The sequence below is a fragment of the Pelagicoccus sp. SDUM812003 genome (assembly GCF_031127815.1).
In the GTDB taxonomy this organism is placed as follows: Bacteria; Verrucomicrobiota; Verrucomicrobiia; order Opitutales; family Opitutaceae; genus Pelagicoccus.
Genome location: NZ_JARXHY010000006.1, coordinates 282,321 through 295,585, shown reverse-complemented (window position 1 = coordinate 295,585; position 13,265 = coordinate 282,321). Strand labels below are relative to the sequence as shown.

Genomic DNA, 13,265 nt, shown 5'->3' with positions numbered 1-13,265 from the left:
GGCTGAAGTCCGTTCTTCCGGCGGCCTGGAACCGAGGGAACGGCAATCGAAAAGCTAAAAGCGAGGCGCTTGCGCAAGGAGCGAATCGCAAGCGCCCTGAAGCAAATCGCCCGCAGCTGGGAGTTCGCGAAGGTCTGCCGGGAGATGGGGGACGCCGAGCAGAGCTGCCTCCTCAGAAGGACGAAAAACCGTCCCTGATGCCTTTGGTTTCCGATCTAAGCTAGAGCGAACCGCTTGGCGCCAGAGCTGAAGCCTTAGGCTTCGAGATCAACTGGATCGAGATCCGCCGATGCGGGGAATCAAATTCAGAGACGCATGCTGTCCATCGCTAGATTGCAAAGGTATCAAATAAGCGGGCGCTCGTTCCGGACATGCTCTTCCCGTTTCAAGCCGAGCGCTTGCAAACTCAATCGCAGCCGATTCCAAATCCGGCCTTCCTCCAGAAGGCAACGAGCATGCGACCGCCTTTCGAATGCACCGACTGACAATCGATATAGCGACGCTCGAATGCGATAAAAGAAAGAAGTCAACTCGCCACATACCGAAGGCGACCCTCCAACCAAAGAGGGTCGCCAACTGATATACCAGAGAGCATGCAGGCGCTCCTTCGCGCAAGGCGTTCAATGTCTTTGTCGCTAGGCTTTTAGCGCGCGCATGCCCGTAAACAAAAATACAAACAAACAGCCTGTAGGTTGTACGCAGCGCGGTGTTAGTCTAGGCGGCATTAGTGAAGACTTCTCTATAACCTAAGTATTGGAGACAGCTTCTAGACCGTGAAAACAGCAGCATAGGGACGAGAGTCTGATTGATTCAAAACAGAGGGGATTATCCAAAGTCAGTCTCCGACAAAATGCTATAGCGAGCTGCGCCACTCTCCGAATCAGGACCGGTGTCGTCGAAACGAAACAGACGAAGGGGCGTAGCATTCGCGATGAGGAGCAGCGTTCGAATAGCAGCCTTCCCGTTCTTCCGAACAAGGCGCAGCCCTCCCGGCAATCGCTACGGTCCAGTCGCCAGAAGACCAGCGAAGCTGCGAACAACACAGTCGCTCTCCCTGGAAACAATCTGCCTGTCGGACAACGGAGGCGATCAGTCGAGCCGCGCATGCATTCCGACCGTAGCCCCGACGAATCCACCCGCGACAGCAGTCGTTATCATTCGAGCATCCAGATTCGCCGCCAGCGTAAGCCAGGCGTCCGGCTTCACCGCGTATTCAAAGGAGCACAGATCCTCGTCTCCTTCCACTCGAAGAGCGATCTTGTCCGTGTTCGCGACCTCGACCTCGTTCAAGACCTCCGTTTCTCCATCCTTCACGCGCTCCAGGCTGAGGATGCTTTTCTGCCCGAGCCTCCGCGCCGCGAGGAAGTAGTGGAAACGATCGTTTTGAAACAGGGCAAGCCCTGCGGATACGCCCTCTTCGCTCGGAACCTCCATCAAGGTTTCAGCGTAGAATTCGTGATGCTGCACGCGACGAGCGAGATAGCTGGGGTTTTCCTTGCTGCTCAGGGTCGCCTTCCTCGGAGCGATGGCCACGCTGCCCTCCCAGCCCTGCTCGAAGCTCCACCATTGCTCGGAGGGCGCGCGGAGCATGATCCAAGCCTTCGAAAGCGTGCCGCTGTCGAATTGGTCGCGCCAGGTGAACGAGCCAGACAGCGGAAGCGATTCCGATGTCTCAACCACCGCCCCTCCAGGAGCGTCGAGATAGAGAGGCACCCGTTCGTCTACGGGCAAGATCGTCGGCCAGCCGTCCTCGGTCCACTCCACAGGCATGAGAAAGGTCTCACGTCCCATAGGCGAAGCGGAGCCGTCGTAGGGGCGGACTCCCAAGAAGGTCGCCCACCATTTGCCGTCGGGCCCCTCGACCAAGTCGGAATGGCCAGTGCAAGTCACCGCTCCGAAAACCTTGTCCGGCAGACCGCGCTGGGTGAGGATCGGATTCCGGTCCCAAGGCTCGTAGGGACCATCCACTTTTTTGCTGCGGAAAACCACCTGCGAATGGCCTGGACCGGTGCCACCTTCGGCTGCCGAAAGGTAATACCAGCCGTCCTTCTTATAAAGGTGCGGCCCTTCGATCCAAATCGGTTTGGTCGAAATGTCTACACCTCCATTCACCAGCACCTTGCGCGGACCCTTGACCTGCATGGCTTCAAGATCGAACTCCTGGATGCGGATAGCTCGATGGCCCTCGTACAAGGGCTCGCCCTCCGGATCGTCGTTGTTCACGATCCAAGCCCGTCCATCGTCGTCGAAAAAGAGCGATGGATCGATACCGCGAAACTTCAAGACGTACGGGTCGGACCACGGTCCCGCAGGATCCTCCGCAGTCAACACGAAGTTGCCCTCGCGGGTCACATGAGTGCAGATCAAGTAGAAGAGCCCGTCGTGATAGGTTATGGCAGGTGCGAAGATGCCCATAGACACCTCAAGCCCATCGTAGGTCAGCTGGCTCGGTCGATCGATGGCGTTCCCCACCTGCTTCCAGTTCACCAGGTCCTTGCTGTGAAAGATCGGGAGTCCTGGAAAATACGCGAAGGTGGAATTCACCAGATAGTAGTCGTCGCCCGCCCTGCAAATGCTCGGATCCGGGTAGAAACCTGATAGAATGGGATTGTGAAACTGGCCAGGCTCCACAACGCGACTGATCGTCTTGTCGTGCCCCGAGTATTCGAACCAGTCAAATGCCACCGCTTCAGGCGTCGCCATCGAACTCGAAATAAAGACTGAACTCAACCCAAGGCTCAGCGCGAATCGCTTATACTTTATCATAATATATCTTAAATCACATTCATCTCGAACAGAGAAGGTCACGTCCACAGCCGTTACAAGCGACTGCAGCCTTCGCTCGCTTACGAAGACTGCAGCATTTATACTTGGGGCAACCGATAGGAACCGAGAAAAGCAAACTCGACCTTATCGTTAAGAAGTCTTTTCACTATATATATTTTATATAAAACAAGAACCAGGCTCGCGATTCTAGATTTTCAAAAACCATTAAGAACTGCGGCATTTCACTAAAAAGGGGGGAATACGCTACAAGGCCTGCACGCGAGAGCAGCGTTGTGACGAACGAGGAGGGAAATCGAAACAGAGAACGAACCCCCTGCTCCGATGTGAAAACGGCAGAAATCATGAAGCGAAATGAAACGGAACCACACAAGCCAATGATCGTAATCATCTTGTTATAACCTTAGTCATAGCGATTCGAAGGCCTTATTAGAAAATTGCCTTAAAGGTAGCGAAGTCCCTTGTTTTCCGTTTCGGAAATGACGATGCTGCTACGTTCATTTCCTTATGGGATCCACTTCCGAGGCCTCCAAGCCTAGCTTCAGCCGTTGCGCTTTCTTATCAGTTTAGGAATCGTTTTCTCTCATGAATAAAGCAACTCCGCTCGCCCTGCCGCTCCTTTGCGTCGCCGCACTGACTCTTTCCACTCCCGGGCTGTTCGCAAAGGAAGTGAAAAAAAAGCCACCACGCACCGTCGCCCACTCGGTGGTCAGTCCGCTCTACCAACGCGAGCGGCTCGAAGACGGTCAATGGAAGCCGGAGACCTACGCTCTGGGAATTGGCAAACTGATCGACCCCACCGAAAAGGACGAATCCTTGATCGCCCTGAGCCAGGAGGAGTTGGCCAACCATATCGCGACCGCTTTGGCGGAAGAGAACTACGTGCCGGAAACCGACCCCCAAAAGACCGACCTGCTCATCGTCCTGAACTGGGGAAAGACGATCCCCCATCACGACGGCTTCAGAAACGTCGCCATCGACGAGATGGCGAACGCCATGAATTCGATCAACAGCATCAACAGCGACATCGGATCAGACGGAAGCCTCACAGCGGAACAAAGCTCCGAAATGAGCCAGTCCATCGGAGAACTGGAAACGATGCTGCTCCTGCAGGACATGGCGGAACGCGCCAGGCGCAAGGCCAACGAGTACAACGCGCAGCTGCTCGGATACGCGCCCACGCTGGTCGACTACTACAGCATGGGGCCTATCCTAGGGCCGCAACGCAACATCCTGAACGACCTCGAAGCCGAGATCGAGACCGAGCGCTACTTCGTAATCCTGCAAGCCTACGACTTCAGGAAACTTGTGGAATCCAAAGAGAAGAATCTGCTCTGGATCACGCGATTCAGCATTAGGGCGAGGGGCAGAAGTTTCGACGAGGAGTTCGCCAACATGGCTCGAGCGGCGTCCAGCCTTTTCGGAAACGAATCCGGAAGACTGAAACGCAACCTGTTGCCCGGCGACGTCTCCATGGGCGAACTGGAAGTCGTCGACGTCATGGAGGACGAAGCGGAAATCGAGGAGTGAGCTCTTCCGATCGCTCCCGGCCGCTGGCTATGCCTCGCGCGCTGGGCGAGGCGTAAGCCAAGGTCCATGCGGAAACGACGCGCCCGAGGGGCGTCTTCAAACGGGTTTGGTCGCGAGGTCCCTTAGAGCTTCTCTGAGACCTCGATGAGCTCGCCCTTATCGGTATTGAAACGATGGGTACGATCCCCAATCTTCACCACCAACGAGCCGCCTAATCGCGATTCGATTTTGGCGGATACGCGAGCTCCCTGCTTCCAAGACATATCGACCTCGAAACCGCCACGCGTTCTAAATCCGCGGATTTCACCTTCCTTCCAAGCCTCAGGAAGAGCTGGCAGCAAATGAATGACCCGAGACTCGCCTTCAACCAGATGACTTTGTAACAACATTTCAACGACACCGCTTGCGCCACCGAAATTGCCGTCGATCTGAAACGGCGGATGAGCGTCGAACATGTTGGTGTAGCAAAATCCCGGGCTGATCAGCAGCTCCAACAGATCGTGAGCTCGTTCGCCCTCGAGCAGGCGGGCCCAAAAATTCACCTTCCAGGCCAAGCTCCAGCCCGTTCCTTCATCTCCCCGCAGCTCCAGCGATTTGCGAGCGGCTTTGGCGAGCTCCGGCGTCTGTACGGGAGAAATCTGATTGCTGGGGTGCAGCGCGTAGAGATGGGAGACATGTCGGTGGTCCCTTTCCGGAGCCTCTAGATCCCAGTCGAACTGCCACTCCTGCAACTGCCCCGCCTCACCGATCTTGAAAGGAGGCAAGCGTTCAGCCGCAGACTCCACTTCTTCACGAAACGCCTCGTCTACGCCGAGCTCTTCGCTGGCTTGGACCACCGCAGAAAACAGGTCGCGCAGGATGGCGTTGTCCATGGTCGGGCCCGCTGCATTGGTCACACCTGGATGGTGGGCGTTTTCCGGCGAGTTCGAAGGCGCCGTCACCAAGTATCCAGTTCTTGGATCCTCCACTAGCGTATCCAAAAAGAACCGTGCGGCCCCTTTGAGCACCGGGTAGTCCGCCTCCAGCGTTTCGAGGTCGCCGCTAAACTCGAAGCGCTCCCAGAGAAAGAGACTCAGCCAAGCGCCACCCGTGGGCCACATGCCCCAGAACGCCCCATCGATCGGGCCGGTCGCTCGCCAAAGGTCCGTATTGTGATGGGTCACCCAACCGGATGCGCCATAGAAGTTTTTCGCGGTTCGCTGACCGGATTCCGCCAGGTCGTGCAACATGGAAGCCAGAGGCTCGACGCATTCGGCGAGCTGCGTGACCTGGGCCGGCCAGTAGTTCATCTCCGTATTGATGTTGATGGTGTACTTGCTGTCCCAAGGAGCGAAAAGCTTGTCGTTCCAGAGCCCTTGCAGATTGGCTGGTTGCCCACCCGGACGCGATGAGGAGATCAGCAGATAGCGGGCGAAATTGAAGTAGAGGGCCGCCATCTCGGGATCCTGATCCTGCGAAAAGGTTGCGATGCGCTCGTCAGTGAAGCGCTGGCCCAGTTCCGGATCAGCGCCCTCCAGTTCCAGAGAAACGCGCTCGAACAGGGATCGATAGTCTTCAAGATGCCGCTCTTTCAGTTCGTCGTAGGAATAAGCATTAGCCGTCTCGAGCTGCGCTTGATTTCGAGCCATCGGGCTGCCACTCACGTCCTTCCAGCTCACATGGCTGGTATTGGCGGCAATCAGCAAGGTCACCGTATCTGCATCACGAATACGGAGGTAGTTATCTCCCGGCAGCGCCCAGCCGCCTTCGCGTAGCACCGACGCTTCCACCGACCAGCTCAGCTGCCCGTCAATCCCATGCCGATCGCTGTTTCGCCCAGTGATCCTAAACCCATCCGGCCAAAACTCCCGGCGAACGCGTTCATGCAGCGAGTCGAGGTGCAGCGTCACATCGATGCTCCCTGGCCTATCCGCTTGAAGGCGAACCACCACGACACCGTCGGGAGCGCTTGCGAAATGCTCGCGCGTGTAGGTCACCCCATCGATCTGGTAGCTCACCGTAGCTACAGCTTCGCTCAGATCGAGCTGACGCCCGTAGGACTTCGCTTGATCATGGCCGGGGAAACTCAACATCAGATCCGCCATCGCTTGATAGCTCATCTGGGCCTGCGGCTTTGAGAGAAAGGACTCCTGCACGAGGGCCTGAGCCTCGCGATGCTTGTTCTCGAAAAGCAGACGCCGGATTTCGGGCAAGGCTTCCTTCGCCTCTGGATAGCTTGGATCGTAGGGCCCTCCCGCCCAAAGCGTATCGTTGTTCAAGACGATACGCTCCTCCGCCGGGCGCCCCATGATCAAGGCGCCGATACTTCCGTTGCCGATGGGCAGCCCCTCGGAGAGCGGTTCCATCTGCCCTGGCTCGTCGTATTTGAGCAGATCCGACGCAGCGATGGCCGGATGGCAGAGAAGCAGCGAGAGCATGGCGATTTCGTTGAGTTTTCGAATCATGTCGAGGTGTCGAATGAGGGGTTACGATTCACGAAGTGGGAAAGACGAACGATGAGGCAGCGCGCTCGGTCGCTTCCGCCCATCATCGAAGAGTGGGAACCTTACGCGGCACCGGCTGATAAAATCGAGCGTGTTCGGCCCTGACGTTGAAAACCGACGCGCATCGTCACTTTCGTAGTCGGACTCTGAAAAATCCTGCTACGCGTTCCTCAGTCCAAGGCATTTCAAGCGTCAGCTCCTCTCCGTCGCCGATCTTGAACCCGCCGACAGCTTCCCAAATCGGATCGCTGATGTCTTGGCAAACCTCCAGCTGGTAGCCGCGGCCTGGAACCGTTTCCTCGATGATCACGTAGGCCACGGAGTCATACACGACGATGCCCGGAGACGCCAGCTCCTGCTCGCTGATAGGAGGACGCGGCTCTTCCTCGAACAGCGCCAGAACCCCGTCCGCATCAAACGCGTTCGAGTAGATGCGAAGATCGTCGACCTTGCCATCGAGATGAGGATCGGGCCATTGAGACTTGCCAATGTAGTTTTGCGTGGTGACGCCCAAATCCTGGGGAGTGATCGACATCTCCTCGTTGCGCCCCACTTCCTCGCCATTGACATACAGTATCCCGGTCGAGCCCTGCAAGGTCACCGCCACATGGACCCATTCGCCGATTGGCAGCGCCTCGGGCCCGTTGATCAACTGCTCTCCAGAACCGATCGTCATAGCGAACCGCGCGACACCTCCCGCCCCGCTCGGGGTGATGAACATGTAGTTTCCTGTTCCCGAGCCAAAGTCGATGATGCGCGACCAAGTCGGGGTGGCATCGAGATACGTCCACACCGAGAGGGTGAGATCCGTCAGCTCGCTCATAATCCCTTGCGAGAGTAGAATGTGGTCGTTGGTCCCGTCGAACTCGACCACCGAGCCGCCTCGGCCCTCAGCCCAAGTCGCCCCATTCATGAGCTCACCCTGCCAACCAGAGCCGGAGTCGTCATAAACCGCGACGCCACTGCCTTCATCCAGCGGGAAGCTCGCGAACAAGCGAGGCGGATTGGCCACTACCTCAGCGCTGATGGGGCTTTCCGTAGCGCCGCTCTTCGAACTGACCACATAGTACCAGATCTCGCCGATCGTCACGTCCTGATCCTTGTAGCGGGTATCCGTCACTCCTTGGGCGATGACCGCATAGGGTCCGCCGGGCGTACTCGAACGCTTGACCGAGTAGCTATCCGCTCCCTCCACCGCGCTCCAGCTCACTTCGTATCCGTCGTTCGCGACGTCTAACGTCAGTCCCGTCGGGAAAGGCGCTTCGGATCCGCTTTGTATCGCCCAATAGTGATGCGGCTTGCCGTCGAAAACGTATTGCACCAAGCCAGCGTCCTGCTCCACCGAAGCGCCTAGAGGCACGGTTTCCAAACCGCTCGCGGCATTACGGATTCGATAGTAGCCGTCCGTCGAAGGCACCACCAGCATTCGCCGGAAGCGAGTAAGGTCGCTCCAAGGCACCACCTCCACCGGATCATCGTTGTTTTGCTCGAGTCCAATGCTCCAGTTCAAGCTCTGGTTCACCCAGGTCACGCGATAGTTGCCCGCTCCCAGATGAGTCACCTCCCATTCCTGGGCGTCGCCCTCGTAGGCCTCCTGAATCAGCTCGTAGGAGCCGAGGTCGACACCGGCGGCAAGCCCGCTTTTTCGATTCACGAAGCGGTAGGTTCCATCAGCGATCGGCCCATTCGAAACCGGAGTCAGCTCGAACCAATTCAAACGTACTCCCCCAGACTCAATGCTCAACCGTACCTTCTGCTGCCCATAGTCTAGAAAGACCTCCTCCTCGATGGAGCTCCAATTGCCAGAGCCGCCGGTGCTGGATAGATCGACCACTCCCGTCGCATCGACGCCATTGAAATCCGCTCGTATCGCTCCGTCGGATACATTCGAGGCATAGCGCAACCTGAAGGTGTACAAGCCAGGCTCCTTGGCAAATATCGTATACTCCAACCACTCGCCGGACTCGGTCGAAGTCACCGCATAAGCGCTGCCTCCATCGCTCACGCTTTGGATATCGACCCCTTCTTCCAGCCGGTACTGACCGCCGCTATTCTCGGAGTCCCGATCGTTGTACGCGATGCCTTGGCCGCCGGTGTCGAAATCCTCCGCTTCCACGCGCAGCGTTCCAGTCAGTTTGTCATTCACCCACTCGCTCGTTGTCTCTCGTGGCAGTCCTTGATTTCCGAATACGCCGCGTTGTTGCGGCCAATCCCCATAGTCGGGCACCCATCCGAGGCCGGAGCGATTGACAATGTCCGAGTAGGCGGTGGGGTCGCTGATGGCTTCGTTGATAAAGTTGGGCGGAACATGGAGAAAGTTTAGCCAGGAAATCTGCAAGCGCTCCAGGGTGGCGGTCATTTCCAGATCGATGTGATCCAAACTGTAGCCCCACTCAGAGGTGGTGAACTCCGTCATAAACATAGGATAGCCCGCGTCCAAGATCTCCTCCAAGGCAGGCGGCGTCTCTTCGTGGCCCGCGTATCCATGGAAACCGACCGCCGCATTGCTCCAATCGATGTCATCGTGAATCTTCGAAAGGTCGCTCAACGCCGCGTTCCAATTCGACAAGACCGCATAGGTCATGAGCAGAACCGGCGTATCCGGCGCGTGGCTACGAATCGTATTGTAGGCGTCCACCTCCATATCAAGCACCGCCTGTGAATACGGTGGCGTCCAGGCCACTGGCTCGTTCTGGATTTCGAAAATCACATGGGTTTCGTCCGCGTAGCGTGGAGCGTAGAAATCCCAAAAATCGATGATGTAGTCGTAGTTGTAGTCTCCGTTGTTAGCTCCGTTTCCGATGGTGATGACCAGGTAGAGACCCAGCTCCCGCGTCATTTCCACCATGCTATCCATGCGGGCAGCCGAATAGCCTGGAGCTTGGCTTCCTTCAGCGGGGTAATCCGGATCGAAGACCTCGCCGTAGAGGTGCACCGCGTTAAGTCCGAGCTCTTTGAGTTTGGCGAGATTCTCTCGTGGCGGCGGGTTACCCCATTCGGTAGAGGCGAAAGGTCCGCGTATCAGTTGTCCGTTATCCGCCACGAAGGTGGTGCCCGCTTCGTTCAAAACCGCCCAGCCGCGCTGCAGCGTGACCTGATCCGCGGTTTCGCCAAAGGTGAACGAGTCTACATCCACGTAGCCGGGGCTATCATCGGTCTCCGTATTATAGCAAAAGAGGGCGAACTTCTGGCCCTGAAAGGTGGCGTGAGTGATGTCGAAGCCCAAGGTGAAGATCCCCCCGAAACGCGTCCACGACTCCCCATCGTAGCTATAGGAACACATGCCGAGCTCCTCCACGAAGTCCAAGTCGACGCGGAGATAGACCGTGTCACTCTCCAGCGCGATCGGCACCGCTCCATCATGGGCGCCCACACCACGGTGATCCATGCTGGATCGCAGCGTCTTGCTGCCCTCGCTATCGACACTGACGAATATGTTGCTGTTGACCTTGCCTAGCGTGCCGATGCCCGCCCGATCGCCCGACTGCAAGGCGCTCACATCCAGCTTCACGATGCCGTGACTCTCTGGACCCTGCCCCTTTTGAGTCAGCGTATTCCTGGCTGTCCAGAAACGATCCGCCTGCGAAGGTTTCAGTCGCAGGTATCCAGATCGTTCCGACAGGGACCACTTGCTGGCGTCGGGGTTGTGATTCCATTGCCATTGCAGACCGAGTTCTGAGGAAGTAAAGTCATCGGAGGTCGCAGGCTGGGCAATCGCCTTGCCGAGTATCGGCTTCTCGTAGGTATCCGCGATCTGGTCACGCGCGTCGGGCGTTCCGAACACTGGCCAATCGTCTTCCCAAAACACAGGTCCGATATTGGGCATTCTGCCGATCGCTCCGCTGTCCTGGTGCACAAAGCCGAACCAGCTACCATCCGCCAACTCCACGACCGAGCCCTGATGCCCGCCGGTGGTCGCGGTGAGGACTACATGCCCCGTTTCCCAAGGTCCCTGCAGGTCCGTAGCTCTCGAGCACCGTAGTTGAAATGGCCATACAGTCGGATTGGCGTTGAAAACGTAGTAGTAGTCGCCGCGTTTGATCACATGAGCGCCCTCGCCGCCTGCGTCGAAGACATCGTTGGTCTGCGACACCACGCTGGAATAGTCGGAGCTCAGTTCCATCAAGGTCATTCGAGAGTGGCCGCTGACGATGTAGCCGGTACCGTCGTCGTCGAAGAAGAGCCCCGGATCGTACGCGGGGCGATCAAGCTGATGATACTGCCAGTCTCCGCTCACGTCGTCCGCATAGTAGAGGCGAGCATTGCCGAAGGTGGGATTCACCAGCACATAGAAGGTCCCGTCATGATGGCGCAGACTGCAAGCCCAATAGCCGCCTCGGTAGGCGGTATCGCCCTCTAGGTCGTAAGCCTCGCCCCCGTCGACCTCGATCGCTGCATGGCCTGCGATTTCCCAGTTCACGAGATCTTGAGAGTGCAGTATCCGAATTCCGGGCACATCGACAAAAGTGGTGGAAACCATATAAAAGTCGTCGCCGACTCGAATGATATCCGGATCGGGGTAATCCGCGTACAATACCGGATTGCTGAACGTTCCGTCCCCGTTGTCAGATTGCCATGCCAGCAGCGACGGGACAACGAAGAGAGCGGATACCGCGAGCGCGATCCGCCCAACGAGCGGAAGCGCACAGCGATCGACGAGACACGACTTAGCAATGATTCGGGATAGATGGGGCATGATTGTAAAAACGCAAAGAACCGAGACGCCCAGGCGGGCCGATACGCCAAACCGCAGCCTGGTTCGTTCTATTAGGGGGTGAGAATAACCAACCCTACAAGCGGGCTGGAATCGGGCGATTCCCTCAAGCCCACAATGGTTAGCAATTAACCCTTACTTAGGTCATAATAGGATCCCCAACGAGAGCCATCAAGCATTGGACCCGAAACGAACAAGGCGTTGGCATAGAGTATCCACTCAACGCCTACGGCCGCTCTCACCCACTTCGCCCCACCGGCTATAACCTCAGTCATAGAGCTTTCCTAACCATCGCTCGCTTGACCACGCCTCCCCCCATTCGGTCATTATAAAGACGCTGCTAAAATCGGATTCGACACGGGACTTGCCGCTTAATCCGAAGAATCAAACTACACCCTACCCCATGAACGCAACCGGTATTCCAAATACTCCAGTTGCCAGCAACGCCATCTACGCCCCTTCGATCGAAGTGTGCGATGAACGCCTCACTGCCAACTGTTTCGCCGCGGACGACCGCGTCTCGATTTCCCACCGCTCCCCCAATGTTCACCAGCAACACCGAATCCTAGTCGCCACTCAGCTCACTCACAGCGGATTCCTCAAAGGGATCGCTCGGTACGCCCGCGAAAGCGGATGGCAACTGATCACCGACATGCTCCACACCGGGGTGCTCCCACGTAGATGGGACGGAGATGGCGTTCTAGCTTTCGCTCCCTACCAGTCGGACATCACCTCCTATGTCACAGGTACGGATATTCCCTGCGTGACAGTTAGCATGACGGACGAATGCAAATCCGTACCGCGAATCGAACCCGACAACATCGCGATCGGAAGGCTGGCTGCTCGGCACCTCATAAGGCGCAACTGCCGCGAATTCATCTGGGCCCCCTTCATCAACGATTCGCAAAACCGGGATCGCTTCATAGGATTCCAGCGGGAAATCGAAAAGCTCGGCTGCCGCATCCAGCAACTGCCGCCGGCCCACAAGAGATCCGGTCACCACTGGCAAGATGACTGGCAGGATTGGCGATCCAAAGTCGGAAGTCTATTTTCAACCCTATCCAACCGGGTAGGCCTTTTCGCTTTCAACGATTGCCTGTCCGCGGAACTCGCCACCATCGCTCGCGAAGTAGGCCTAGAGGTCCCGGAACAACTCGCCATTCTCGGCGTAGGCAACGAACACGTCGAATGCGAGTCCTCACCCGTAGCCCTCTCCAGCGTCGACCCAAACGTCGAGGAGATGGCCTATCAGGCGGCGTCCCTGCTGTCAGACATCTTGAATGGCCAGCCCAGCGCGATCGAGAGTATCAAGATCGCACCCAAGCAGATAGTCGCTCGCGATAGCACCGCCCTATCGGCGGAAGAGAATCCGCGCATTCAGCAAGCGATGGTCTTCATCGCGGAAAGCTACTCGGATCCTAGCCTAAGCGTCACTTCAGTCGCAGATGCGCTCGGAATTTCCCGTAGACAGCTAGAACGCGATTTTCGTACGGAAAAAGGGTATACGATTCGCGAATACATCGAAGACACTCGCATGAGCGAAGCCTCGCGACTACTGATCGATCAACCCGATAAGAACGTGGGCGAGATAGCCCGCTTGGTTGGAATCTACTCTTCTGGAAATTTCTTCCGTATCTTCCGAAAACGGTTTGGACACACGCCTGCTTCCTACCGCGAGAAGACCACCAGAGAAAACACTCGCTAGCCAGCGTCCTTACTTACCTGTTTCCGGGCATCGAACAGCCCATTTCCCA

At 57.1% G+C, this 13,265-nt stretch carries 5 protein-coding genes; 2 read left to right on the top strand and 3 right to left on the bottom strand.

Going from position 1 to position 13,265, the window contains the following annotated elements; genetic code table 11:
- Nucleotides 1-1,089: 1,089 nt before the first annotated feature.
- Nucleotides 1,090-2,703 (bottom strand): glycoside hydrolase family 43 protein, encoded by a 1,614-nt coding sequence (locus QEH54_RS10880; protein WP_309018701.1) that lies wholly within the window; start codon nt 2,701-2,703, stop codon nt 1,090-1,092.
- A 666-nt stretch (nt 2,704-3,369) separates the two neighbouring features.
- Between QEH54_RS10880 and QEH54_RS10875 the strand changes: the two genes are divergently transcribed.
- Nucleotides 3,370-4,314: a hypothetical protein gene (locus QEH54_RS10875; protein ID WP_309018700.1), complete on the top strand. Its 945-nt coding sequence runs from the start codon at nt 3,370-3,372 to the stop codon at nt 4,312-4,314.
- Between the two features lie 122 nt (nt 4,315-4,436).
- Here the strand turns inward: QEH54_RS10875 and QEH54_RS10870 are convergent, their stop codons facing one another.
- Together QEH54_RS10870 and QEH54_RS10865 are read right to left on the bottom strand one after the other, a co-directional pair.
- Nucleotides 4,437-6,758 (bottom strand): glycoside hydrolase family 95 protein, encoded by a 2,322-nt coding sequence (locus tag QEH54_RS10870; RefSeq protein WP_309018699.1) that lies wholly within the window; start codon nt 6,756-6,758, stop codon nt 4,437-4,439.
- Nucleotides 6,759-6,924: 166 nt separating this feature from the next.
- Nucleotides 6,925-11,493 (bottom strand): family 43 glycosylhydrolase, encoded by a 4,569-nt coding sequence (locus QEH54_RS10865; protein ID WP_309018698.1) that lies wholly within the window; start codon nt 11,491-11,493, stop codon nt 6,925-6,927.
- Between the two features lie 421 nt (nt 11,494-11,914).
- On the opposite strand from QEH54_RS10865, the gene QEH54_RS10860 reads away from it, so the two are divergent.
- Entirely contained in the window at nt 11,915-13,216 is a 1,302-nt protein-coding gene (locus QEH54_RS10860) for a substrate-binding domain-containing protein (RefSeq protein ID WP_309018697.1), read from the top strand.
- Nucleotides 13,217-13,265 lie beyond the last annotated feature (49 nt).